At 59.2% G+C, this 25253-nt stretch carries 20 protein-coding genes and 1 tRNA gene; 7 read left to right on the top strand and 14 right to left on the bottom strand.

The features are described 5' to 3' along the window. Positions 1-135 precede the first annotated feature (135 nt). Together GVL50_RS00005 and GVL50_RS00010 are read left to right on the top strand one after the other, a co-directional pair. Positions 136-381, top strand: a complete 246-nt coding sequence (locus tag GVL50_RS00005) for a type II toxin-antitoxin system ParD family antitoxin (RefSeq protein ID WP_053120009.1) — start codon at positions 136-138, stop codon at positions 379-381. Continuing rightward, positions 374-664 (top strand): type II toxin-antitoxin system RelE/ParE family toxin, encoded by a 291-nt coding sequence (locus tag GVL50_RS00010; RefSeq protein ID WP_159811287.1) that lies wholly within the window; start codon positions 374-376, stop codon positions 662-664. The genes GVL50_RS00005 and GVL50_RS00010 overlap by 8 nt, the downstream gene beginning before the upstream one ends. Positions 665-728: 64 nt before the next feature. On the opposite strand, the gene GVL50_RS00015 is transcribed toward GVL50_RS00010, so the two are convergent. The 7 genes from GVL50_RS00015 to fdnG form a co-directional block, all read right to left on the bottom strand. Beyond that, positions 729-824: transfer RNA gene (locus GVL50_RS00015), tRNA-Sec, on the bottom strand. Between the two features lie 6 nt (positions 825-830). After that, a complete protein-coding gene (selB, locus tag GVL50_RS00020; RefSeq protein ID WP_159811288.1) occupies positions 831-2747 on the bottom strand; it encodes a selenocysteine-specific translation elongation factor in 1917 nt (638 codons plus the stop codon). Continuing rightward, a complete protein-coding gene (selA, locus tag GVL50_RS00025; protein WP_178124141.1) occupies positions 2744-4147 on the bottom strand; it encodes an L-seryl-tRNA(Sec) selenium transferase in 1404 nt (467 codons plus the stop codon). The genes selB and selA overlap by 4 nt, the downstream gene beginning before the upstream one ends. Before the next feature lie 45 nt (positions 4148-4192). Then, entirely contained in the window at positions 4193-5119 is a 927-nt protein-coding gene (gene fdhE / locus GVL50_RS00030) for a formate dehydrogenase accessory protein FdhE (protein WP_159811290.1), read from the bottom strand. A 3-nt stretch (positions 5120-5122) separates the two neighbouring features. Further along, the gene (locus GVL50_RS00035; RefSeq protein ID WP_053120000.1) at positions 5123-5788 is read right to left on the bottom strand and encodes a formate dehydrogenase subunit gamma; all 666 of its coding nucleotides are present in this window, start codon (positions 5786-5788) and stop codon (positions 5123-5125) included. Continuing rightward, complete coding sequence (gene fdxH / locus GVL50_RS00040) at positions 5785-6720, bottom strand: formate dehydrogenase subunit beta (RefSeq protein WP_034154153.1); 936 nt, start codon at positions 6718-6720, stop codon at positions 5785-5787. Before fdxH ends, GVL50_RS00035 begins: the two co-directional genes overlap by 4 nt. A gap of 14 nt (positions 6721-6734) precedes the next feature. After that, entirely contained in the window at positions 6735-9800 is a 3066-nt protein-coding gene (gene fdnG / locus GVL50_RS00045) for a formate dehydrogenase-N subunit alpha (RefSeq protein ID WP_159811291.1), read from the bottom strand. A 288-nt stretch (positions 9801-10088) separates the two neighbouring features. Between fdnG and GVL50_RS00050 the strand changes: the two genes are divergently transcribed. From GVL50_RS00050 to GVL50_RS00065, 4 genes are all read left to right on the top strand, one after another. Further along, the gene (locus tag GVL50_RS00050; RefSeq protein ID WP_159811292.1) at positions 10089-11237 is read left to right on the top strand and encodes a MalY/PatB family protein; all 1149 of its coding nucleotides are present in this window, start codon (positions 10089-10091) and stop codon (positions 11235-11237) included. 186 nt (positions 11238-11423) lie between these two features. After that, positions 11424-12281: a glucose 1-dehydrogenase gene (locus tag GVL50_RS00055; RefSeq protein WP_159811293.1), complete on the top strand. Its 858-nt coding sequence runs from the start codon at positions 11424-11426 to the stop codon at positions 12279-12281. A 169-nt stretch (positions 12282-12450) separates the two neighbouring features. Then, positions 12451-13794, top strand: coding sequence for a sodium:proton antiporter (locus GVL50_RS00060; protein WP_159811294.1), 1344 nt, complete (start codon positions 12451-12453; stop codon positions 13792-13794). 187 nt (positions 13795-13981) lie between these two features. Continuing rightward, the gene (locus GVL50_RS00065; RefSeq protein ID WP_159811295.1) at positions 13982-14278 is read left to right on the top strand and encodes a hypothetical protein; all 297 of its coding nucleotides are present in this window, start codon (positions 13982-13984) and stop codon (positions 14276-14278) included. Positions 14279-14534: 256 nt separating this feature from the next. Here the strand turns inward: GVL50_RS00065 and GVL50_RS00070 are convergent, their stop codons facing one another. The 5 genes from GVL50_RS00070 to GVL50_RS00090 all read right to left on the bottom strand — a co-directional run bounded on the left by GVL50_RS00070 (position 14535) and on the right by GVL50_RS00090 (position 22149). Continuing rightward, positions 14535-15071, bottom strand: coding sequence for a hypothetical protein (locus tag GVL50_RS00070; RefSeq protein WP_053119988.1), 537 nt, complete (start codon positions 15069-15071; stop codon positions 14535-14537). A 74-nt stretch (positions 15072-15145) separates the two neighbouring features. Further along, positions 15146-17065 (bottom strand): PAS domain-containing sensor histidine kinase, encoded by a 1920-nt coding sequence (locus GVL50_RS00075; RefSeq protein WP_159811296.1) that lies wholly within the window; start codon positions 17063-17065, stop codon positions 15146-15148. Positions 17066-17162: 97 nt separating this feature from the next. Then, positions 17163-18071, bottom strand: coding sequence for a zeta toxin family protein (locus GVL50_RS00080; RefSeq protein WP_159811297.1), 909 nt, complete (start codon positions 18069-18071; stop codon positions 17163-17165). 161 nt (positions 18072-18232) lie between these two features. Next, on the bottom strand, positions 18233-20500 hold the full coding sequence (locus GVL50_RS00085) for an ATP-dependent DNA helicase (RefSeq protein WP_159811298.1): 2268 nt from the start codon (positions 20498-20500) through the stop codon (positions 18233-18235). Further along, on the bottom strand, positions 20497-22149 hold the full coding sequence (locus tag GVL50_RS00090) for a VRR-NUC domain-containing protein (RefSeq protein WP_159811299.1): 1653 nt from the start codon (positions 22147-22149) through the stop codon (positions 20497-20499). Before GVL50_RS00090 ends, GVL50_RS00085 begins: the two co-directional genes overlap by 4 nt. A gap of 195 nt (positions 22150-22344) precedes the next feature. On the opposite strand from GVL50_RS00090, the gene GVL50_RS00095 reads away from it, so the two are divergent. After that, complete coding sequence (locus GVL50_RS00095) at positions 22345-22569, top strand: YgdI/YgdR family lipoprotein (RefSeq protein WP_159811300.1); 225 nt, start codon at positions 22345-22347, stop codon at positions 22567-22569. A 111-nt stretch (positions 22570-22680) separates the two neighbouring features. Here the strand turns inward: GVL50_RS00095 and GVL50_RS00100 are convergent, their stop codons facing one another. Both GVL50_RS00100 and GVL50_RS00105 read right to left on the bottom strand, forming a co-directional pair. Beyond that, positions 22681-23055, bottom strand: a complete 375-nt coding sequence (locus GVL50_RS00100) for a hypothetical protein (RefSeq protein ID WP_159811301.1) — start codon at positions 23053-23055, stop codon at positions 22681-22683. Between the two features lie 286 nt (positions 23056-23341). Further along, the gene (locus GVL50_RS00105; RefSeq protein ID WP_159811463.1) at positions 23342-25195 is read right to left on the bottom strand and encodes a polyurethanase; all 1854 of its coding nucleotides are present in this window, start codon (positions 25193-25195) and stop codon (positions 23342-23344) included. Positions 25196-25253: the final 58 nt, after the last annotated feature.

Here is a 25253-nt window from a genome sequence, read left to right on the forward strand (position 1 = left end):
GCGGCGCATCAGTCGCCCGCAATGTTGACTGACCCACCGCTTTCGCGAGCAAGCCCGCTCCTACAAGAGAGCACCTTATCGCACCAATAGTATGATAAATTCCGCGCTATCGACCCTTTCACTGGAGGCCCGATCATGGGAACCGTTCGAAAAACCATCACCGTGACTGACCAACAAGATAACTGGATCAAAGCTCAAATCGACGCCGGCCATTACACCAACGACAGCGAATACATTCGCGATCTGATCCGACGTGAACAAGAACGCACTGCTGAACTTGAAACGATTCGTGCAGCGCTTCGCGAAGGTGAGTCTAGCGGCAAACCACGCCCCTTCGATCCAGAGGCGTTCAAACAGAGAATGCTGACTACGCATGGCTGAATATCGCCTGACACCTGCTGCCGAGGGCGACCTCGAGGCGATCTGGAGTTATACCGCGCAACAATGGGGCCTGGATCAGGCAAGTCGTTACATCGATATTCTCACCACTGCATTTGCTCAATTGACTGAGCGTCCCAAAACAGCACCCGCCTGCGATGCCATCCGTGTTGGTTATCGGCGCTGCAGCGTAGAACGGCACATGATCTACTTTCGCATTACGGCCTATGGCATTGCGATCATTCGAATCCTGCATGATCGGATGGATGCGCAACGCAAACTTTGAACATCAAAAGATCGCAGGCTTTTGTAGGAGCTGCCGAAGGCTGCGATCTTTTGATTCTGATAATTGGCGGAAGGCAGCCGGAGTCGAACCTGCCCGGGAACGGATGCCGTCCCCAACCGGGTTTGAAGCCCGGCCGCGCCACCGGGCGCGATTGCCTTCCTTGAACTCAGTGCGCGCTGGTGTTGGCCAGTGCGTTGTCGTAGCGGATTTGCCGTGCTTCGCCGCTGCGCCGGGTCAGGCCGAGGCGGTCGAAGTATTCGAGGAACTGAATACAGCGTTTGCGTCCCAAGCCTAGCGCATCGCGGAAGGTTGTCACCTGGATCTGCGGATTTTCCTTGGCCAGTTGCAGGAGGATCGCCGCCATCCTGCGCAGTTGGCTGTCGCTGAGGAACAGGTCGCGCACCACTTGATGCATCAGCCCCAGCCGCGCCAGTTTGCGCAACAGCAAACGCACCACGGCATCATCCTCGCCAAGCATCTTCGCCACGTCGCGCAGCCACGGCGGATCGAAGCCGCCGTTTTCAAACAGCGGTTGCAGTCGCTGCCAGAGGATTTCGTCTTCGGCATTCAGACGCACCTGGTGATCCGGCAGATGCAGCCACGGGCCACTGGCAGAGATCGCGCCGGCGTCGCGCAATTCGTCGAGCAAACTGGCAAACGTCGAACGTTCCAGCGGCAGTGCGCTGAAGCGTCTCAGGCGATCACGATCCGGGCCCATCTGATCGGGCTCCAGTTCATGAAACTTCGCCAATTGCTCCAGCAGGGTAAATTTCAGCTGCCCCCAGCGCTGCACGTTGAACAGCACCGGGCCTTGGCGGGTGTCGATCAGGCGCACATTCTCAGGCAAAGACCAGCTTGCGCGCGGACGATTGAATTGGCGTTCCAGCCGTTGCGGGCCGAGGCCGCCGGCGCTGTGATCCAGCAACGCTGGCAACACCTGCTCAAAACTTTCGCTGTCAGCCAACGCCTGCAACTGCGCCAAACGCTCAGGACTGCGGCGCTGTCGGGCCGGGGCAAACGGATCCAGCACACGCCCACCGCCGAGGGTGCGCTGGGCGCTGGAGTCGCGCAGGATCAGCCGATCGCCCTTCACCGCATGCACCGGCGCGTTGATCAGCAGTTGCGCGAACATCCGCTCGCCAGCACTCAGGCGCGACCCTTCAAGCAGCGCCACCCGCGCGATCACGTCCTGCGTGCCGAGATGCACATGCACCGGATGAAAATGCTCGAAAGTCCGTTCGCCCGGCAGTAATTGAAATTCGATATCCACGCGCTGAGTCGGGGCGTGCAGCCAATCGCTCAGCAGCCATTGCCCGCGATGGATCTGCGCCAATTCCAGGCGTTCGCCGCTCAGATTCAGCGCCACCCGTTGCCCAGCGAAGGCTTGCTCAGCCGCCTGATTCTGCGCGTGCAACCCGCGCACCTTCACCGATTTCCCTGACGGCCCGAGCGTGAGTTTATCGCCCACCGAGACCTCACCCGACAGCGCCGTGCCCGTCACCACAATCCCCGCACCGGCGACGCTGAACGCCCGATCAATGGCCAATCGAAAACCACCCTCACGACTGCGCTCCAGCACTTCACGTTGCGTTTGCAGCAACAGTTCGCGCAATTCATCAACGCCCTGCCCGCTCACGCTCGAGACAATCACAACCGGCGCCTCGGCAAACGGCCCGGCCTCCAGCAGATCGAGCACCTGACGCTGCACTTCTTCCACCCTGCCCGCCTCGACCCGGTCGCACTTGGTGATCGCCACCAGCGCACGCGGTATTCCGAGCAGTTCGACGATCGCCAGATGTTCACGGGTTTGCGGCATCACGCCGTCATCCGCCGCAACCACCAGCAACACCAGATCAATGCCTTGCGCGCCGGCGAGCATGTTGTGGGTGAATCTCTCATGACCGGGCACGTCGATAAACCCGGTGAGGCCCGCTCCCGGTTCGAGTTCGGCATAGAGATAACCGAGGTCGATGGTCATGCCGCGCTCGCGCTCCTGCGGGCGGCGGTCGCCGGTTTGCCCGGTCAGGGCTTGCAGCAGCGACGTCTTGCCGTGGTCGATGTGCCCCGCTGTGCCGACAATCACGGCTCGACCTGCAGGTTAGGCAATTGCGCCAGCCACGCCGGTTCACCGTCGAGTTGGCGCAGATCCAGCCACAGCGCATCGTCGTCGATACGGCCGAGCACCGGGATCGGCAACGCGCGCAGTGCCGCTTCAAGATTCAACAAGCAACGCCCGCGCAGTCGCTTGGAGACCTGCGGACGCAGACACAGCGCCGCACTCGGCAAACGCGCCACCGGTTGGCTGCCGCTGCCGATCATGCCCAAGGCCTCAACCGCACTGACCTGCCAACCCTCGCCCAGCACTTCAGCCAGCGCCGGTTGCAAGCGCGAGGCCTGCGCAAAGATGTCCGCCTGCGGTCGAGTCAGCAGTCGCAGACTCGGCAGACGCTCGGCCAGCCGATCCGGATCGCGATACAAACCCAGCACCGCCTCCAGCGCCGCCAAGGTCAGCTTGTCGACACGCAACGCGCGTTTCAGCGGGTTCTTCTTGATCTTCGCGATCAGTTCTTTGCGCCCGACGATCAATCCGGCCTGCGGCCCACCGAGCAATTTGTCGCCGCTGAAGGTGACGATGTCCGCGCCATCGAGCAGCGCCTGACGCACCGTCGGCTCGGCCGGCAAACCCCAGCGCGTCAGATCAAGCAAACTGCCGCTGCCCAGATCCTCCAGCAACGGCAAAGCATGCCGATGCGCCAACTCGGCCAGCTCAGCGGTGGGCACTCGCGCGGTAAAGCCTTCGATGGCGTAATTGCTCGCATGCACGCGCATGATCAAGCCGCTGCGTGGGCTGATCGCTGCTTCGTAGTCGCGCGCATGGGTGCGATTAGTGGTGCCGACTTCGTGCAGACGCACGCCGGCGCGGGCCATGATGTCGGGAATGCGAAAGGCGCCGCCGATCTCGATCAGCTCACCGCGCGAGATGATGCCTTCCTTGCGCGCGCCCAGGCTGTTGAGCGTCAGCAGCACCGCCGCAGCATTGTTATTAACCACGGTGACGGCTTCGGCACCGGTCAGTTCGCGGATCAGGCCTTCGATCAAATCATCGCGATCACCGCGTTTGCCGCTGGCCAGATCGAATTCGAGATTGAGCGGATAACGCGCGGCCATTTGCACGGCTTCGATGGCTTCGTCCGGCAACAAGGCGCGGCCGAGGTTGGTGTGCAACACGGTGCCAGTGAGGTTGAACACCCGGCGCACGTTACTGCGTTGTTGCTGCGCCAAGCGTTCGCCGACGCGACCGGCGAGCACTTCGGGGCTGATTTCAACCGCCGACAATTGCCCATTCAAGACGCCGGGACGCAGTTCATCAAGCAGTTGGCGCAAGCTGTTCAGCAACGACTCACGCCCATAACGCTCAAGCAAAGGCACACACGCCGCGTGACGCAACAAACCATCAATGGAAGGTAACCGCAGGGACATCAGCCACTCCTGGAGACAGATCACTGCGCCAGAGTGTAGACGCTCAGATCATTCGTCTCCCGGTGCCAGCAACAGATTCGGCGCCAGACGCTGATAACCGTCCTGTGCCAGTCGCATGTCCAGCAACAAACTGGAGAGATCCGCCGACAGCGCCTCAGCGTCAGCATCGTTTTCCAGATAAACCAGTTTCAGATAACTGTTACAGCCCGGACAAACCTCAGCCCGCAACGGCGCCTGATTCGCCGCGTGGCGATCATCCTCAAGGCTGAAATAATCCAGGCCCTTGCTCGATTCGCAATACACGCACTTGACCCGCACCACATGCCATTCGCAGGCACACAGTGAACAGACCAGATAACGCAAACCGTTGTGCTTGCCGCGATGACGGATCACCCCCGCCATCGCCGGCGAACCGCAGGCCGGGCACTGGCTGAGGCTATCGCCAGGTTTCAATTTGAGATCCGCCGTAGTGAGCAGCCAATGGCTCCACGCCGCTTGCAGCGCCGCCCCGAGAAACGGCACCAGTTGCGCCGGCACCATCGAATACTGCCCGCTGACCAGCGCCACCGCCCATGCGCGCAGCTGGCCGGGACTGGCGCCGCGCAAGGTGTCGACCGCCTCGACAACAGCAGGCTGCTCACCCGGCTGATAACGTTGCAACAAAGCATCGAGATAAGCCTGCCAACCCTCCTCGCGCACCAACGTATCCGCCGCAAACGGCGGCAAACCATGCTGCTGACACGCCTCGATCCGTTGCTGATCAAACGGCGCGGTCAGCGGTGGATCGTCAAATACCTGCTGCTGCACCCGGCACAATCCGGCGATCAAACGCAAATACTCAGCCAACGGATGCCCCTCGGCCAACTGCTCGAGACGATCAGCGCGCAGGGAAAACAGATTGTGCGGCGGCAGGTGCAGAAACGGCGGCGAACTGGCCGCCGCTTCAATTTCCCCAGGTTCAAGAATGCTTGGCAAAAGTTAGCCCTTTTTGGTGATCGGTCGCTCCGGCACGTCCGGTTGACGCTCGTCGCGGGTGATGTCGCGATACCACAGTTCATGGTGTTTCTTCGCCCAGGCGCGGCTGACCCAGCCGTGCATCATCGCGTCCACCGAACCCTTGATCCACAGCCCGGCGTAGATGTGAATGATGATGCTCAGCACCAGCACGAACCCGGCGAGCGCGTGCAGAAGCATCGCCCAGCGGATCACGGTGATGCCGAAAAACGCACTGAAATACGCGCGCCAGATCACCAGCCCGGTGAACAGCAACCCGAGCATGCACAGCAGTAAAGTCCAGAACAGCAGCTTCTGCCCGGCGTTGTATTTGCCCACCGGCGGTACGCTTTCTTCGTCATTGACCAGCACCCGATCAATGCGGCGCATCCACTTCCAGTCGTTGTCGATAAAGAAGTTCGCGCGCCAGAATCGGAACACCAGACCGAGGAACAACACGAACATCGCCACACCCATGAACGGATGCAAAATCCGCGTCCATGGCCCGCCGCCAAACAGGTTGCTCAGCCAGAACAGCGACGGATGAAACAACGCCAGCCCGGACAGTCCGGCCATGAAAAACAGGATCGCCACCAGCCAGTGATTGGTGCGCTGGTTGGCGGTGTAACGCAGGATCGTCTTGTTGCTCATGGCCGCTCCTCCCCGCGTGGATCGAAGGTGTGCACCGCCGGATCGACGACGTGCACCGAGGTATCGGGTGGCGTTGGATGTTCATCTTCTTCGACGCGATTCGGGCCGATGCGCACGTAATGGAAGAACCCGGCCAACACCGCCGCGCCCATGGCCAGCAGGCCCAGAGGTTTGCTGATGCCTTTCCACAGACCCACCAACGGACTGATTGCCGGATCCTGCGGCAGGTTGGCGTAGATCGTTGGCGTGTCGGCGTGATGCAACACGTACATCACATGCGTGCCGCCAACGCCTGCCGGGTCATACAGACCGGCGTTTTCGAAGCCACGGCTTTTCAGGTCAACGATACGTTCGGCAGCGTGTTCCTTCATGTCCTCCTTGGTACCGAAAACAATGGCCCCGGTCGGACAGGTTTTTACGCAGGCCGGTTCCAACCCGACTGCGACCCGATCCGAACACAAGGTGCACTTGTAAGCCTTGTGATCTTTCTGCGAAATGCGCGGAATGTTAAACGGGCAACCAGTGATGCAATAACCGCAGCCGATGCAGTGATCCTGATCGAAATCGACGATGCCGTTAGCGTGCTTGATGATCGCGCCGGGGCTCGGGCACGCCGCCAGACAACCGGGCTCGGCGCAGTGCATGCAGCCGTCCTTGCGGATCAGCCATTCGAGGTTGCCGGCGTCGGTTTCGTGTTCGGTGAAGCGCATCAACGTCCAGGTTTCCGCGCTCAGATCCTGCGGGTTGTCGTAGGTGCCGTGGTTGTGGCCGACCTCGTCGCGCAGCTCGTTCCATTCCGAGCAGGCGACCTGGCAGGCCTTACAGCCGATGCATTTGGTGGTGTCAATCAGCTTGGCCACCGCCTCCTGATTCCGCACCGACGGCGGCACCGTTGTGGTGGCCGAGCGGGCAATGATGTCTTGGCTGGCCATTTAAAGATTCTCCATCAGAGCTTCTCCACGTTGACCAGGAATGACTTGGATTCCGGGGTCTGTGTGTTGCCATCGCCGAGGAACGGCACCAGGGTGTTGGTCAGGTAACCGTGGCGCGTCAGGCCGGTGAAACCCCAGTGCAGCGGGATGCCGATCTGATGCACGACCTGGCCGTTGACCTGCAACGGCCGGATCCTTTTCGTCACCACTGCCACCGCTTCGATAAAGCCGCGTTTGCAACTGACCCGCACGCGATCGCCGGCAGCGATGCCCTTCTCTTTCGCCAACACTTCGCCGATTTCCACGAACTGCTCGGGTTGGGCAATCGCGTTCAACTTGCAGTGCTTGCTCCAGAAGTGGAAATGCTCGGTCAACCGGTAACTGGTGCCGGCGTAAGGGAAGTCCTTGGCCTCGCCGAGGGTTTCCCAGACCGAATCGAAGATCCGCGCCGCCGGGTTGCTGGTGGCTTTCTTGTTTTGCGGGTGCAGCGGGTTGATGCCGATCGGCGTTTCGAATGGCTCATAGTGCTCGGGGAATGGCCCTTCATTCATCTTGTCGACGGCGAAGAATCGCGCCACGCCTTCGGGGTTCATGATGAACGGGTTCATCCCGGCTTCTGGTGGCACGTCGGCCTTGTAGTCCGGCACGTCGGTGCCGCCCCAGGCTTTGCCGTTCCACCAGACCAGACGTTTTTTCGGATCCCACGGTTTGCCGGACACGTCTGCCGAAGCGCGGTTGTAGAGAATCCGCCGATTGGCCGGCCACGCCCACGCCCAGCCCAAATGCTGGTGCATGCCATACGGATCGGCGTTGTCGCGTCGGGCCATCTGGTTGCCGGCCTCAGTCCAGCTACCGGCGAAAATCCAGCAGCCGGACGCGGTGCTGCCGTCATCCTTGAGCAAGCCGAACCCGGCCAGTTGCGAGCCAGCCTTGACCGCCACGCCTGTGGCATCGGTGAAGTCAGCCACGGCGCTGCCGTTGATTTCCTTGGCCAGTTCCTCCGGCGAAGGCTCGTCGGGGATCTTGTACGGCCACGTCAGTTTCAACAGCGGATCAGGGAATTTGCCGCCTTCGGCCTGATAGCGCTTACGCAGGCGCAGGAACAGTTCGGCCATGATGCGAATGTCGGTCTGCGCTTCGCCCGGGCCATCGGCGCCTTTCCAGTGCCATTGCAACCAGCGACTGCTGTTGACCAGCGAACCGTCTTCTTCAGCAAAACAGGTGGTCGGCAGGCGAATGACTTCGGTCTGGATCTCCGCGCTTTTCACATCGTTGTACGGCCCGACGTTGTGCCAGAACTCCGAGGTCTCGGTGGCCAGCGGATCCATCACCACCAGCCATTTCAGTTTCGCCAATGCGCCCATCACGCGGTTTTTGTCCGGCAGCGCAGCGATCGGATTGAAGCCCTGGCAGAAGTAGCCGTTGACCTTGCCCTGGCTCATCAGGTCGAACATTTTCAAGACGTCGTAGTTGGGGATGTCGAGTTTCGGCAAATGGTCGTAGCACCAATTGTTTTCGGCAGTGGCGTTGGCGCCGTACCACGACTTCATCAGGCTGACGTGGAATTTGCTGTAGTTCTGCCAGTAAGACAGTTGCCCCGGGCGCAGCGGAACTTGCGTGCGTTTATGGATGAACTGACCGTAGTCCTGCTCGCTGTCGCTGGCCAATGTCAGGTATCCCGGCAGCGCATTGGAGAGCAAGCCAAGGTCGGTCAGGCCCTGAATGTTGGAGTGCCCGCGCAAGGCGTTGACGCCACCGCCGGGCATGCCGACGTTGCCCAGCAGCAGTTGCACCATCGCCGCGCTGCGGATGATCTGCGCGCCGATCGAGTGCTGCGTCCAGCCAAGGGCGTAGAGAATCGTCATGGTCTTGCCCGGAATCGAGCAGGTGGCGATTTCGTCCCAGATTTTCTGCATGGCGTCGACCGGCATGCCACAGATCTGGCTGGCGAGGTCGATGTTGTAGCGGCTGTAATGCACCTTCATCAATTGATAGACGCAGCGCGGGTGCTGCAGCGTCGGATCGACTTTGGCAAAGCCATCGTCGCCCATCTCGTAGCCCCAACCGGTCTTGTCGGTGTAGCTGCGCTTGGCGACGTCGTAGCCGCTGAAGATACCGTCTTCGAAGCCATAGCCTTCTTTGACGATGAACGAGACGTCGGTGTAATTGCGCACGTACTCGTGCTGGATCTTGTCCTCGGTCAGCAGGTAATTGATCAGCCCGCCCATGAAGGCGATGTCGGTGCCGGTGCGGATCGGCGCGTAATAGTCGGCCACCGAAGCGGTGCGGGTAAAACGCGGATCGACCACAATCAGCCGCGCAGCGTTGTGCGCTTTGGCCTCGGTCACCCATTTGAAGCCGCACGGATGCGCTTCTGCTGCGTTGCCACCCATCACCAGGATCAGATTCGCGTTGGCGATATCAGTCCAGGTATTGGTCATGGCACCACGGCCGTACGTCGGGGCAAGACTTGCCACCGTCGGGCCGTGTCAGACACGCGCCTGGTTATCGAACCCCAGCATGCCGAGACTGCGAATCACCTTCTGGGTGATGTAACCGGCTTCGTTGGACGCCGCCGACGCCGCAAGAAAACCGGTGCTCAGCCAGCGATTCACCGTTTGCCCGTTGGCATTTTGTTCGATGAAGTTGGCGTCGCGGTCGGTCTTCATCAGGTCGACGATGCGATCGAGCGCTTCGTCCCAACTGATCCGCGTCCATTCACTACTGCCCGGTTTGCGCGTTTGCGGGTAGAGCAAACGGCCGGGGCTGTGAATGAAGTCGAGAAGGCCTGCGCCTTTCGGGCAGAGGGTGCCGCGGTTGACCGGGTGGTCGGCATCGCCCTCGATGTGAATGATGTTTTGCGCAACGTTCTTCGCAGCATCGCCCTGGCTGTACATGATCAAACCGCAGCCGACCGAGCAATACGGGCAGGTGTTGCGGGTTTCATGGGTGTGGGCAAGCTTGAAGTGGCGCACCTGCTCGGCGAAGGCCAGCGTCGGGGCCATGCCCAACGCGCCCAGGCTCGAGCCTGCAAGGCCGATACCGGCGACCTTGAAGAACTGACGACGGCTGAGATCCATCGTGCACTCCTGATCAGGTGGAACCCGGTACTTGTGCCGGGTTTTATCTGGACAAACACGGTTGCGGCAAACGTCTGCCGACCTTTTCACTGTAGACAAAGACCATACGTTCTGTGTGAAAACCGACCGTCGGAGGCTGCAGAGCCTTTGTAGGAGCTGCCGAAGGCTGCGATCTTTTGACTTTGCTTGTAAAAAACAAGATCAAAAGATCGCAGCCTTCGGCAGCTCCTACAGGGGTTGAGGGTTTATCATGGCGCCCATGAACAACCCGCCTTCACGAGACCGCGCATGACTTTCGATTTTGATCAGCTATTCGACCGCCACAACACCGGCAGCACCAAGTGGAGCCGCTACCCGGCCGACGTGTTGCCGATGTGGGTTGCTGACATGGATTTCGCCGCGCCGCCGGTAGTCATCGAGGCGCTGCAACAGCGCTTGTTGCACCCGCTGGTGGGTTACAGCGTTGCTCAGGACAGCCTGCGCGAAGCCATCGTCGCCGACCTCTGGGCCAAATTCGCCTGGAAGGTCAAACCGCAAGAGCTGATCTTCCTGCCAGGCGTTGAATCCGGTTTCAACATGGCGTTGAAAGCGCTGGTGCAGCCGCAGCAGAACGTTGTGGTGCAAGTGCCGAACTACCCGCCGCTGCGCCATGCGCCGGGGCACTGGGGGTTGAACAAGGTTGAGTTGGAATTCAATGCGCAGGCGGACGGCACCTACTTGACGTCGCTGGACGTATTGCGTGATTCGCTAAACGGTGGTGGCGCTTTATTGCTGAGCAACCCGCACAACCCACTGGGCAAAGTATTCGGTCGCGAAGAACTGCAAGCCGTTGCCGACATTTGCGTGGCGCAGGACGCGTGGATCATCTCCGATGAGATTCACGCCGAACTGTGCTTCGACGGCCGCGTACACATTCCGACCGCCTCGCTGAGCCCGGAAATTGCCCAGCGCACCATCACCCTGATGTCGGCGAGCAAGGCTTACAACATCGCCGGCCTGAAGACCTCGTTCATGATCATTCAAGACGCCGCCCTGCGCGAACGCGTCAACCACGCCCGCTGCGGCATGGTCGACAGCGTCAATCCGCTGGGCATGGAAGCGACTCGCGTGGCGTATAGCGAAGGCGCGCCGTGGCTGGCCGAGCTGAAAATCTATCTGCAAGCCAACCGTGATTATCTGGTAGATGCGGTGCGCAGCCGTTTGCCGGGCGTGACGATTAATGTGCCGCAAGGGACTTATCTGGCGTGGCTGGATTGCTCGGCGCTGGATCTGGCCAACCCGCAGCAGTTCTTCCTTGAGCAAGGCAAGGTTGGCCTCAGTGCCGGTCTGGATTTCGGCGATCAGCACCAACAGTTCGTACGCCTGAACTTCGGCTGCCCACGCTCGATGCTGGAAGAAGGCATTGCGCGGATGGAGCGTGCTTTGGCTAACCGCTGACACCATTCCCCTGGAGGAGCTGCCGCAGGCTGCGATCTTTTGATCTGGTTTTTTAAGATCAAGATCAAAAGATCGCAGCCTGCGGCAGCTCCTACAGGGGGGGGGGGGTATGGAAATCCGATCGAACTCACGGCAAACACCCCGGGTCAACCACCCATACCTGCCATGAGACCTCGGAGACCCGCGATGACCGACTATCCAAAACCTCCCTTTGCCAAACAAGCCCAAGCCGTCCCCGGTTCGCAAAGCAAAATGCAGCCCTACCCCGATTGTGGCGAGCAAAGCTACGTCGGCTCTGGACGCCTGGCCGGCAAAATTGCCCTGATCACTGGCGCCGACAGCGGCATCGGTCGCGCCGTGGCGATTGCCTTTGCCCGTGAAGGCGCAGACGTTGCGGTCGCTTATCTGAACGAACACGAAGACGCCAAGGAAACCGCACGCTGGGTCGAACAGGCCGGGCGCCAGTGCCTCTTGCTGCCGGGCGATATCGCGCAGAAATCCCACTGCCAGGCCTTGGTCGATAAAACCGTCGAACGCTTCGGCCGCATCGATGTGTTGGTCAACAACGCTGCGTTTCAGATGACCCACGAAACCTTCGAGGAAATCCCCGACGAAGAATGGGTGATGACCTTTGACGTAAATATCACGGCGATTTTCCGCCTGTGCCAGGCCGCGCTCAAACACATGCGCGCCGGCTCGTCGATCATCAATACCAGCTCGATCAACTCGGACATGCCCAAACCCAGCCTGCTCGCCTATGCCACCACCAAAGGCGCGATTGCCAATTTCACCGGCGGTCTGGCGCAGATGCTCGGGCCGCAGGAAATTCGCGTGAACTGCGTGGCGCCGGGGCCGATCTGGACGCCGCTGATTGTCTCGACCATGCCCGACGAAGAAGTGCAGAACTTTGGTGCGCAAACCCCGCTTGGTCGCCCAGGTCAACCGGTCGAAGTGGCGCCTATTTATGTGCTGCTGGCCTCGGATGAAGCCAGTTACATCACCGGTCAGCGCTACGGCGTCACCGGCGGCAAACCGATGCTCTGAAACCCTGTGGCCTTGCGTCACTGTAGGAGCTGCCGCAGGTTGCGATCTTTTGCTTGTGTTTTTCAAGATCAAAAGATCGCAGCCTGCGGCAGCTCCTACAGTGATATGGCAGTTACCAAAAGAATGCGGTGCGATTGCCGTCATATGGAACATTCGGAGGCGGCACAACATGAGTTTTATCGTGTGGGTCGCGGTGCTCGGCGCCGTGTTGTTGACCCTGGCACTGACCTCGTCGTACCTGCGCTGGATGCCGGTCACGACGTCAGCGGTTTGCCTGCTGCTGGGCATCGGCATCGGCCCCAGTGGCTTGGGCCTTCTGAAACTGCCCCTAGAAGAAACCTCGCTGTGGATGGAGCACCTGACGGAAGTTGCGGTGCTCTTTTCGCTGTTTGTCTGCGGGTTGAAATTGCGATTGCCGCTGCGTGACAAGCGTTGGCGAATCGCTTTTGGACTGGCCGGGCCGGTGATGGTGGTGACCATCATCGGGGTTTGTCTGCTGTTGCATTGGGCGCTGCAATTGCCGTGGGGGCCGTCGCTGCTGATTGGCGCGATCCTGGCGCCGACCGACCCGGTGCTGGCGGCGCTGGTGCAAGTCAACGATGCGCGGGACGTCGACAGCGTGCGCTACGGCCTGTCCGGTGAGGCGGGTTTGAATGACGGGATCGCGTTCCCGTTTGTGATTCTCGGACTGCTGTTGATCCATGGCGAAGGTACCTCCGCCGAGTGGCAGGGTTGGGTCTTGCGCAATGTGCTGTGGGCCGTGCCCGCGGGACTCTTGACCGGTTACTGGATGGGGCGCGGTATCGGACGCGTCACGTTGTCGCTGCGCATCCGTAATGACGACAGCACCTTAAGCCCCAACGATTACCTCGCGCTAGCGCTGATCGCCCTCGCCTACGTGGTGGCGGAAGCCATCGGCGGTTACGGCTTTCTGTCGGTGTTCGCAGCGGGCTTGGGCCTGCGCCAGATCGAAGTGAAATCCACCGGTGCCGGTCAGCCGCCCGCCGAGCATCTGGTGCAACCGGTGGTGGGCCACCAGAACATCGAGCCGCAGTACGCGGTGCATGGCGATACCGAGCGGCTGGAAAGCAGCCAGGTGGCTGCCGGCATCATGATGGGCGACATGCTTTCGTTTGGCGGTCTGGTCGAACGGGCCATGGAAGTGTTTTTGGTGACTCTGCTCGGCGTCGTGTTGATCGCCCATTGGGACTGGCGGGCATTACTGGTCGGTGCCGTGTTGTTTTGTGTGATCCGTCCGGCCTGTGTGGCTTTGATGCCCTGGGGATCGTTGCTTGAAGGCAGGCAACGATTGTTGATCGGCTGGTTTGGCATCCGCGGGATCGGCAGTCTGTTTTATCTGTTTTATGCGCTGAACCATGGGCTGACGGATTCGGTGGCGACGCTGTGCACGGATCTCACGCTGTCGGTGGTTGCGCTGAGCATTCTGTTACACGGCATCAGTACGCAACCGATCCTGGCGCGCTACGAACAGCGAAAAAAACAAAAAAGCTGATTTTTCCTTACAGGTTTTCCATGAAGATCCATCGAATATTCTTTTGAAAAAAAATGGATCCCTGCCCGATTTTCGACAGTCACAAGCATAACCCCCCGCCGGATGAGTCCGACGGGGCTCGGCAGGTTCGGTTCCCCTGCGGCTTGAGGGCCTGAGAAAAGGAACCCCGAAGAATAAGGTTACGGTCATGAAAGAATGCTCGACTCCTGCGCAAATCAAGGCTTGCAGAGCACTGGCTCTGGAACGCAATCGTCAACTCTTCGAAAACGCCCACGCGCTCAATCGAGCGGCGAATGCGTTGCTGGAAGTGGAAAATCTGGATTTCGAACAGTTTGAGCACTATCGAGCCTTGCGCAAGAAAGCCGATTTTATGTTTGAAGACGCGATTGATCATCTGTGCGTGCTGAACGAGGACTTCCCGCCGATTCCGATGTCTTCGCAGAATTCGGCGGGGTTGCGTCGGGAGCTTGAGACGGTGGCTTGAGGCTTTAGGTGAAAAACCCCTCACCCTAGCCCTCTCCCGGAGGGAGAGGGGACTGACCGCAGTGTTTGTTCGAGATACGCAGGCCTGAAATATCCGGTCGAACAACTCATGTTTGAACACAGCAAAGATCTGCTCCCTTCCCCCTCTACCCCTTGGGGGAGAGGGCTGGGGTGAGGGGGATCGATTTAAAGCACGCCGCAGATTGATTGCGAAATATGAAAAGCCCGGCCATTTCAGTCGGGCTTTTTGCTATGCATCATCCACCAGGATTAGTCACCTGAATAAACACCGCATAACTCCCCAACACTATCCAAAACACCGCAAAAATCCACGGCGTACGCACCGAAAACAGCAGCGACTTTCGGTACCCCTTGTGCGTCGACTCCATCTCACTGAACAGCGGCGACTCGTCATACGCCAAACCCATCACCGGTTCACTGTGCAGCAAATGACTCTGCTTGAAGTGCCAGTGATCAATGATGTCGTACGCCGCGCGAATCCCCGGCCAGGCGTTGAGCGAGCTAAGCAGCCCGAGCAATGCCAGAAACGGTGGCACCACCAAGGTGAACAACTTGCCCCACTCCGGGTTGAGATTGGCCATGCACGAAGCAAAGGCGATCACCAGAAACGATTGCGCCGCCAGATAAGCGTCAGTACGGTTGGCCAGAATGCTGGTTTCGTACTGTATTTCCCGACGGTAAAAATCCAGCCGCTCCTTGGGCGAGCCAAACATTTTTGCGTCGTGTTCGGTCAGGGTTTCTTCAGCAGTTGGATGAGTCAGTATGCGAGACAAGGACGCACGCTCCGGAGTGGAAAACAGTTAGAAGAACTCCACAGCGGACAAGTTCAGGCGGATCTCCCGACGGGTCATTTCATTGATTGGGCAATGACCTCCAGCAGATTGAGTTGCGTGAACGGTTTCGGCAAACGCGGCAGTTGTGCCGCAAAACCCTCCAGACGCTCGGCGTAACCGGTGGCGAGGATGATCGGCAGATCCGGTTTCAACAACCTTACGGCGTGTGCCAGTTGCGCGCCGCTCATGTGCGGCATGGCCATGTCGGTGATCATCAGATCGATCACTTCACCCTGATCGAACAGGCTCAACGCCTGAGCACCTGAGGTGACGCTCAGCACCCGGTGGCCAAGGTCTTCGAGCAGCAACACCGTGCTGGTCAGTACCAGACTGTCGTCGTCCACCACCAATACGCTCAAGCGTGGCACTGAACTGACGGGTTCAATGACCGGCAACGGACTGGCAATGTCCGCATGGGTCGCCACTGGCAACCAGAGTTCAGCCGTGGTGCCCTGCCCCGGTTCGCTTTTGAGAACGAACCGCCCGCCCAGTTGCTCAATAAAGCCATGCACCATCGACAAGCCCAGCCCCGTGCCCTTGCCCAAGCCTTTGGTGGTGAAGAACGGATCCTTGGCCGATGCCAGGGTGTTGGCATCCATGCCGGCGCCCGTGTCGGTGAGGCTCAGGCACACGTAGTGACCGGCCGCCAACGCATGCTGAGCTTGTTCCAGCACCACTTCGTGTTCAGCTTTGATAATGACGCTACCGCCGTCGGGCATGGCATCACGGGCATTGGTCGCCAGATTGAGGATCGCCAGTTCCAGCTGATTGGTGTCAGCCAATACGCGATCAAGTTCGAGGGGGAAACGTGTCTCGATTTTGATGTTCGGCCCCAAGGAACTGCGCAGCAGCCCGGTGATGCCTTGCACCAGTTGCGGAATATCGACCGCCTCGGTCTTGAGTTCCTGACGACGAGCGAACGCCAGCATGCGCTGGGTCAGCGACACGCCGCGCAGTGCGCCCTGGGTGGCGTTTTCCAGCAACCGGGTGAGTTTCGGATCATCGCCAATGCGCTTCTGGACAATCTCGAGGTTGCCGAGAATCACCGTCAGCAGGTTGTTGAAGTCATGAGCGATGCCGCCACTGAGTTGGCCGATGGCCTGCATCTTCTGCGCCTGGAACAAGGCTTCGCGGGTTTTTTCCAGATCTTGTTGGGCTTTATGGGCTTCGGTGACATCACGGGTGATCTTGGCAAAGCCGAGCAGCGTGCCGGTTTCACCGCGAATGGCATCGACCACCACGTGCGCGAGAAACTGCGTGCCGTCCTTGCGTACCCGCCAGCTGCGGTTTTCGAAGCGACCTTCATGGGTGGCAATCGCCAACGCCCGTTGTGGTTCGCCGGCCGCACGGTCTTCTGGCGTGTAGAACACTGAAAAATGCTGACCGATGATTTCTTCAGGCAGATAGCCTTTGATCCGCTGTGCACCCTGGTTCCAGTTGCTGACCCGACCTTCGGGGCTGAGCATGTAGATTGCGTAATCGGTCACGCCCTGCACCAGCATGCGGAACTGCTGTTCGCTGCGTCTGAGGGTTTCCTCGGCCATCTTGCGGTCGGTCAGGTCGCGGGTGATTTTGGCGAACCCCAGCAGTTGGCCATTGGGGTCGATGATCGGATCGATCACCACGTGCGACCAGAAATTGGTGCCATCCTTGCGTACCCGCCAACCTTCGCCCTCAAAGCGCCCTTCACGAATCGCCGTGTCGAGCGCCCGCTGCGGCAACCCGGCGGCGCGGTCGTCGGCGGTATAGAAGCGGGAAAAGTGCTCACCGAGAATCTCGGCTTCTTCGTAGCCCTTGAAGCGTTTGGCGCCGGAGTTCCAACTGGTGATGATGCCGTCCGGGTCGATCATGTAGATCGCGTAGTCGACCACTGCATCGATCAAAAGCCTGAAACGCATTTCTTCGATCGCAGCGGTCTTGGTGTTTTTGATCATCAGGTACGACTCAAGCACATTTGGTATTGGAGGAGTATGCGTCAAACCGGCGGTTTGGGAAGCGCATGTCGGTTAAACCTCGCAAGGATTTGGTCATTCAACGCTGCACGTACTTGAGAATGCGTGAATAGAGCGCGTCGTAAACGTAGTCAGGGATCTGCTCGGCGTATTGCCGGGTCTGCAGCAGCATCCGGTGGCACGCTTTGATGAATTCGTCGCGTTCCATATTGCCACTGATTGAAGCACTGCTGATGCGCTGGTACTCCGCATAGCTATAGGGCTCATTCGGCGTGGTCACGTTCAGTACGCCCTGCTCGTCCCTGCTGTAAAGGCTGCGTGCACGCAACACGCGATCTTGCAGAGCCCCCATTCCACGTTCGTATAAAAGGATTTGCGAGCCATCCGACAATTTTGCCGCTGCCTCAAGTGCAAACACTACTGCATGCGCCGTTGCCAGACTGGCTTTGAGTTCCGAGGGCCGGACAAATCGTTCGACTTCCTGCGTTTCCAGGCTTTTGAAGGCCCGTTTGAATCCGGACAGAAATGCAAAAGGCTGATTGCACGCGACGATGTGCACCTCCAGTTGATATCCCGCGTTGACGGCGATGGCAGGCAGTGCTGCAAAGTCGATCGAGTCGAAGGCGCATTCCATGATGATGTTGAGTTTCTCAGTGAAGGCTTTTTCGAAGATCTTGCCGCACAGCTCGCGAATGAACGTTTCGCTGTGCTCATAGGCGTGCAGTACGCCGTGCTTGAGCATTTCTTGATACTGCGGGTGTTTGCTGCGGTATTCCGGCAAATACAGGCGCACGTGGTTTTTGTAGTTGCCGGATGGCAACAAGGTTTTTTCCAGCAGCCAGGTCTTGCCCGAGCTTTGTACGCCGGCGGTGATCAATAGTTTTGGTCGGGTGTCAGGCGTGATTCCGGCGAACAACGTTGCGGTGATATCGCTGAGAGCGGCACTGAGTTGTTCCGGGGTGTAGCGGTAGATGGCGTTAACGGTCATGGGTCGATGTCCTTATCGATAATGGGCTGAACCGCTTGAGCGGTCTTATCAATAAAGTCTGCTTTTGCGAAACCATCAAACACGGCTTCAATACGGGATATGTCACTGCTTTTAAAAGGAAAAACTTCCTACAGCGCTATCAGAAACGGCCTCCAAAACAATCAGCCAGGCGAATGCTGTAGTGCCCACCATTTCGGCAGTAGCTGCTTGATCCGGCTCTCGGCAAAACGGTCGTCGATCAACATCACCATACCGCGATCCTGGCGAGTGCGGATCACCCGGCCTGCCGCCTGCACCACCTTCTGCACCCCCGGGAACAGATAGGTGTAGTCATAACCGGCGCCGAAAATCGCTGCCATGCGCAGTTTCAACTGTTCGTTGACCGGGTTGAGCTGCGCCAGCCCCAGCGTCGCAATGAACGCACCGATTAACCGCGCGCCCGGCAGGTCGATGCCCTCGCCAAATGCTCCACCCAACACCGCAAAACCAACGCCTTGGCTGTCTGCTGTGAACTGATCAAGAAACGCCTGCCGCTGCCCTTCGGCCATGCCCCGCGATTGCTGCCACAGGGTGATCTGCGGGTGCCGTTCGGCGAGCAAGGTTGCCACTTGTTGCAGATAATCGAAGCTGCTGAAAAATGCCAGATAGTTACCCGGGCGCTCGCTGAACTGCCGCGCGATCAGTTCGACGATGGGTTCCAGCGACGCCTGCCGGTGATTGAAACGGGTCGAGATGCGACTGATGATCTGCACCTGCAATTGCTCGGCGCTGAACGGTGATTCAACGTCGATCCACACCGTATCGGCCGGCGTGCCGAGCAGGTCGGCGTAATAACGCCGTGGGCTGAGGGTCGCGGAGAACAACACGCTGCTGCGCGCAGACTTCAGGCGCGGGCCAATGAACGCAGCAGGCACCACGTTGCGCAAACACAGCTGTGACAGCGGCCGTTTACGGTCGAGGTCGCGCTTGCTGATGTCGAACAGGTAATGCTCGTCGTACAGCTCCGCCACTCGGCCAAACTGCAGTAAATCGAAATAGAAGTTCTGCAACGCGCTGTCGAGCCCTTGCGGGTGATCGTTGAGGTAATCACCGATGGCCGAGCAGCACAGGGAGATCGCTTGCAGCAATTTTTCCGGGGCTTTGTCGTAGGCCTGATACGCCGCCAGTTGCGGCGCATGCAGAGCGTTCCATTCACGATTGACCCGTTGCAGAGATTTTTTAAGCGCTTCGGGGGCGGTTTTGCGCACGCTGCCCAAGACGAATTGATCGAGACTGGCGCTGTACATCTGCCGGCCACGCTCGACCAGGTTGTGCGCCTCATCAGCCAATACCGCGACTTTCCATTGATTGAGCTGGGCGAGACCGAACAGCAGCGCGCTGAAGTCGAAGTAATAGTTGTAGTCGGCGACGACCACGTCCACCCAGCGGGCCATTTCCTGGCTCAAGTAATACGGGCACACCGAATGTTGCGCGGCGACTTCACGCATGGCGGCTTGATCGAGCAGATTGATGCGGCTGGCGGCCTCACGGGCGGCGGGCAGACGATCATAAAAGCCTTGCGCCAACGGGCAGGATTCGCCGTGACAGGCTTTGTCCGGGTGTTCGCAAGCCTTGTCCCGGGCAACCATTTCCAGCACACGCAACGGCAACGTCGGCGATTGATCAAACAACACCTGACTGGCGTCCAGCGCCAGTTTGCGCCCGGGGGTTTTAGCGGTGAGGAAGAACACTTTGTCCAGTTGCTGCGGCGCCAGCGCCTTGAGCATCGGGAACAATGTACCGAGGGTTTTGCCAATGCCGGTCGGTGCTTGGGCCATCAGGCAACGACCGGTGCTGATAGCCTTGAACACCGATTCGGCCAGATGCCGTTGACCTGGACGAAAATCCGCATGGGGAAAGCACAACTGCTGCGCTGCCAGATTGCGCGCCTCGCGGTGCGCCATTTCCTGCTCAGCCCAGTACAGAAACAAGCGGCATTGCTGCTCAAAGAACTCGCGCAAGGTGTCGACGCTGAACGCCTCAACCAGACAGGTTTCCTTTTCGCTGACGATGTCGAAATACACCAGCGCCAGATTGATCTTCTGCAAATCCAGTTTGCGGCACATCAACCATCCGTAGATTTTCGCCTGCGCCCAGTGCAACTGGCGGTGATTGGCCGGTTGTTTACTCAGGTCGCCACGGTAAGTTTTGACTTCTTCGAGACAGTTCTGCGCCGGGTCGTAGCCGTCCGCCCTGCCCTTGACCTTCAACTGCAGGAATTCGCCTTCCAGCGCCACTTCACTTTGGTAATTGTCGCTGCGCCGCGAGGCTACGGTGCGGTGGCCGGCGATGCCTTCCAGCGCGGTGGGTGACGGCGTGAAGCGCAAGTCGAGGTCGCCGGTCTTGGCGGTGAACTCGCACAGTGCCCGCACGGCAATGCTGTAGCTCAAGCGCTCTGCTCCGCCCATTGCACGTAACACACGGCAACCGGCATCTGGTGCTGGTGGCAGAACTCCAGCCAGCGCAACTGGTTGTCCTGCAAGCGGTCGCCGGGGCCTTTGACTTCAATCATTCGATAGGTTTTGTGCTGCGGCCAGAACTGGATCAGGTCGGGCATGCCGGCGCGATTGGCCTTGATGTCGAGCAGCAAACGATTGAACCAGTGTTTGAGGTGCTCCGCGGGCAAACAGGCCAGCGCCTGTTCCAGCAAGCCCTCATTCAGTGCACCCCAGAACACGAACGGCGACTGCACGCCCCATTTATCCACGAACCGTTGACGAATGGTGTCGGCATAACGGCCATCATCGAGCTCGGCGAAGCAGGCCTCGAACAGTTCGGTGCGACGTTGCTGGAAGTCTTCATTGAGCAGATCGACCGGGCCGCGCTGGAACGGATGAAAAAACGCCCCGGGCAGCGGCGCGAAAATCGCCGGCCAGCAGAGCAAGCCGAACAGCGAGTTGATCAGGCTGTTCTCGACGTAATGCACTGGGCCCTCGTCGTCATGCAGATGCGCCTGCACGTAAAACTCCACCGACAGCGCCGGATCGCTGCGTGGCAGGTGCAAATCCAGACGCTCCACGGGTTTAGCCGTTGCGCGCTTGAGCGGCGGGCCGCCGAGTTTGCGTCGCAACCTCGGCATGATGCGTTGCAGACCTTGCTGCTCAGCGGCGCTTTCCGGGGCTTGTTCGGCCAATAACGCCAGCTCCAGCGCCAGCGCGTATTCGGCGCTGCGCTCCAGCACGCGGATCATCCGCAGCCGTGCACCGGGATAGGCGCAGTCACGGTAGATACTCAGGGCCAAGGCAAACTCGGTGATGCGCTCGCAATACTGGCCGATCTGGAACAGCACTTTGCCGCGCCGCCGCTGCAACCACGAGTTGTCGAAGTGCAGCGCGCTGACCTGTTCAAAGATAGTTTCCAGCGGCTCACCGGCTTCGAAACGCAACTGGCAATTGTGCAGGAACAGGCAGGCGTCGACGTCCGCGCGGCTGCGCAGGCCTCGGGAATCGGCGCAGAATTCGACTTTTTCGTAAGTAAAGATGCCGAGATCAGCCAGGACGAATTCTGACCAATCCTGATAGAGGTTGCCGAAGAACATCAGACGCAGGCGATCGCACAGATCCATGATGGTCAGGCTGAACAGGCGATCATTCAGAGACGGCGCCCAGTCGCAGAGGGTTCGCGGCGTATCGAACTGTTCTGCCAGCAAAGGCAGCCATTCATCCTTGCGGCCCTTGGGTCGATCAATAAAGTCACCGAAAGCCTGCAGGATTTCAGCCTTGAGCAACACATCAAAGAGCTCTGCGATCGCCAACGGTGACTGCTCGTCAAGCCATCCGCGCGCCAATAACGGCTGTGCGGCTGCAGCGATGTCGCCGATTTCGGCGTAAGTCAGTTTTCCCGCACGAAAATGAATGCCCTTGCGCATCACCATCCGCACCAGCAGACCCTGCGACGCTCGCGGCAGCGCATTGAAGTCGCGGATAAAGGCGTGCTCCGCTTCGCCCATCACATCGGCATAGCGAAGCTCAAGCCAATCAAGCACTTGCCGGAAGTTGTTGAGGTAATAAAACGGATCGTCGAGGGGATTGGCAGTCACGGGAATTCAGGGCCATGGCGAGCGAGTACTGGTTATGCGTACAGATACCAGCTCAGCCCTACCCCGTGCAAACGGAAAAAGATCAATGGCATTTTTTATCGGTGAACATCGAACTTTTCACGGTGCCATGACACCAACCGCGTTAGAACACCGACAATGATCGGTACTACATCGCATGAGGAGTTTGAGGTGGCTATGAACATCAAGACGCTGGGCCTTCCATTGGCGGTTGCCGCCCTGTTGGCATTGGGCGGTTGCTCGACCCAGACCGTGGTCACGTTGCAGAACGGCACCCAGTATTTGACCAAGGACATGCCGAAGACCGAAACCAAGGATGGCTTCTACGAGTTCCAGGATATTTCCGGGGCGAAGGTGAAAGTGCGCGCCGATGAAGTGGCGACCGTGCGCAAGGAAGACTAACACTCTCGTTTCCACGCTCGGCATGGGAATGCCGCAACGGACGCTCCGCGTTCGGCTCTGGAAGGGAGAGCGTCCCGGGATGCATTCCCACGCAGAGCGTGGGAACGATCATTACTCGAGAGTTGGCATGCCAGGGATGCTGTTGTCGCAACTCATGTACGTCCCGCCGCGCTTGACCACTTCGCCCTGCAAACGCTGGCAACGCTGCAGATCCTGCTGCGCCATGCGATCGATGCTCAGATTGCCGGTGGTTGGCGGCTGCTTGCCGTCACCCAGACGGATCGTCACGAACGGTTGTTCGGGCTGGATTTTAAAGCGGCTTTTTTCTTCGACCGGTTTGTCCTCGGCAGTCTTCACCGGGTTCGGCAGTTGGTCGGTGGTAATGCCGTAGCGGCTCAAAATCGAGCTTTGAGGCAGATCGGCGCAGACGTTGGCCGAACACATCGCCAGCCCGACGAAACCGATATACCCCTTGAAACCTTTCACGTTTGAATCTCCTGTACTCAATGGCGGCTAGCTAAAGAACGTGTGTGCACGTGCTGGCTTTAGGCCGCATTTCCTGTTTTTGCAGGGGTTTGAGTCAGAAACAGGCTTATCAGTCACATACACCATTCATTGTGGCGAGGGGATTTATCCCCGATGGGTTGCGCAGCGACCCCAAACCCTTAAGCAGAAGTGCGTCTGAAACAGCGCGTGCTCAGAATTTGGGGCTGCTGCGCAACCCATCGGGGATAAATCCCCTCGCCACAGGTTTTGGGATAGCCCTAACGAATCAGGCGATCACGATACCGTCGGCATTCAGGCTATTCAGCGCCACGCCCACCAACGTTACCGAGTCGTTGCCAAACGTCAGCACCGTGTCCTGCCCGACACTGGAGGCATGCGCACGGAAGTCATCCGCCGGCAAAACACCCTGCACACCGAGAAACACCAGTTTGTCATTCGACGAATAACCCACCACCCGATCCTGCCCAAACGCGCCGTTGAACAGGAACGTATCCGCCCCGCCCCCCGATTCCATCAGGTCATTACCGGCGCCGCCGACAAATACATCGTTGCCCGAACCGCCAATCAGATGATCGTTGCCATCCAGCCCAAACAACCAATCACCACTGGCGTGCGCCTTGAGCGTGTCGACGCCACTGCTGCCTTTCACGCTCGACTCGTATGCCGTGACATTACTGCCCGCTTTCAAGCCATTGGCCGTGACGCTGTGGCTCACATCATCCTTGAACACGCCCCAGAGAAACCCCGGTTCCTTGGTCAGAATCGTGCTGATGTCGCGAGTGATGCTGATCCCGCCCTGTGCATCGCAAACGTACAGATTGCCCACGCCGTCGTTGGCGAAGTCGAAGTTCTTCACCGAGTTCTGCAGATCCAGTGAATTGTTGCCCTGCCCGCCGAGGATGACGTTGTAACCACCGCTGTCACGGAACGTGTCGTTGCCTGCGCGTCCCTCCAGGTAGTCGTTGCCGCTGCCGCCCTGGATCAGGTCATTACCGTCACTGCCGATGATGAAGGTGCTGCCCTTGTGGGTTTCCGCGTTGCGATTGAGATCCTGCACCCAGGTGTTGGCGCGAGCCGGGTCGGACAGGTTGGCGACGATGATCGTCGAGTCGCGGCTGGTCAGGTCGTAGAACTTCGACTCGATGACCCGGTTCATGCCATCGCCATACGCGGTCGGCAAGTGCGAGATCCACGTCGGAATATTCAGGATCGAGAATGGCAGCAGATTCCACGCGGTCGAGGCGTAGTGATCGTTGAAGCTGACGATGTTGTCGGTGGTCGATGCGTGCGGCGCGTCATGCACGCCGACCGAGGCGCTGGTGAAGGTCGAGCCGTCGAGGGCGCGGAACACCGGGTCGTTTTCGTAGCCGATGTTGAGCACTTTGTCGGTGCTGCTCTGGGTCGGCGAGGCGTAAGCGATGTAGTTGGAATCGGCGAAGAAACTGCCCCATTTGCCACCGCTCAAATCGGCCATGCTGTTGACCGCGAGGCCGCCGAGGCTGTGGCCGCTGACCAGTACGTCGTTGCCGCTGAGACCGTTGGCCTTGGCGAACGCCACGACGTTATTGAGCAGATTGCCGAAGGCTTCGCCGACGTAGTTTTTCGCGTAATCCTTGGGGCCGAATGCCGCGAGCAGATCGTTGATCGCGTCGCCGATCGAATCGCCAATGAGGATTTCCCGTGGCCCGCTGGTGCCGCGAAAGGCAATGCCCAGTTCGGTGAGATAGCCTTGGGCGTCGTACTTGCCGAGGATTTCTACCTGAGCGCTGGTGTAGCCGGCCTTTTCGCCGAAGAAGGTGCCACGCGCATCGGTCTTGCCGTCGTAGCCCAGTTGCGAGGCGGTGATCGGTGTCCAGCCGGCTTGTTTGACCGCGTCGAGGGCGGCTTTTTCCGAGTCGGGGTTCCACGGAATGCCGGGGATGACGCCTTGTGAATTGGTGCCGCCAATCAGCGCCGTGACCAGTGTGGCCGGCAGGCCGAGGCCGAAGCCATTGTGTTGATAACCGGCAGCAAACCCGTTATCGAGGTTGTGATAGGAATACAGCGTGATCGCCATGGCGTCGCTGAACAGCGCCTTGGAATCGGCTGTGCCGAAGTTTTTGTAGTCATACACACCCATTGCCATTGCCTCTCTTTTTGTTGGAATTGTTCAGAGATAGCTCACAGCCAGAGCGCCC

It is taken from the genome of Pseudomonas sp. 18058 (genome assembly GCF_902706155.1).
In the GTDB taxonomy this organism is placed as follows: Bacteria; Pseudomonadota; Gammaproteobacteria; order Pseudomonadales; family Pseudomonadaceae; genus Aquipseudomonas; species Aquipseudomonas rustica.